Annotated in this window: 2 protein-coding genes; both read left to right on the top strand. The window is 45.4% G+C overall.

All coding sequences use genetic code 11. The features are described from left to right. Nucleotides 1-163, top strand: a 163-nt coding sequence (locus tag R7190_RS31265; RefSeq protein ID WP_318138398.1) for a DNA polymerase III subunit psi, incomplete at its 5' end; no start/stop codon positions are given. 65 nt (nt 164-228) lie between these two features. Beyond that, the coding region (locus R7190_RS31260; RefSeq protein ID WP_318138397.1) for a GNAT family N-acetyltransferase at nt 229-502 on the top strand (274 nt) is incomplete at its 3' end.

Raw genomic sequence — 502 nt, 5'->3', positions numbered from 1 at the left:
TGCAATGCTTGGTGAACATCAATTGGAGTGGGTATGGTTTGCAGGCTGTGAAAGTAACAGCATGGAAAATGCTAAGCAGCTAACCTCGCCGTTATTGCAAGACATTGATGGCAACAATGAACAAAAACGCGCACTTTGGCAGCAAATTTGTTCTTACTCGTAACGTTTGTAAAAGATCGAATACCAAGCTCTATTGTGGCGCGGTATTTCGACCTAATAGGTTAAATCATGACGATTGAAATTCTCCCAATGTGCAGTGAGCATGTGGAGCAAGTTTGGCAAATTGAACAGCAAGCGCATTCTCACCCATGGGCAGAGTCGTTAGTGCGCGATTTGTCGAGTCGCGGTGCGTGCCATCACGTGATGGTCGAAGACGGCTCGGTAGTTGGCTACTTTTATGCACAAAATATCGTGGGTGAAGTTACGTTACTCAATATTGCGGTTGCCCCTGCTCTACAAGGAAAAGGCTACGGTCAAAAGTTATTGGATGCCTTTCTGAATC

The sequence above is a fragment of the Vibrio sp. 1078-1 genome, from assembly GCF_033340475.1.
The sequence above is the reverse complement of the archived record's forward strand: the minus strand, read 5'-3'. Positions and strand labels throughout refer to the sequence as shown.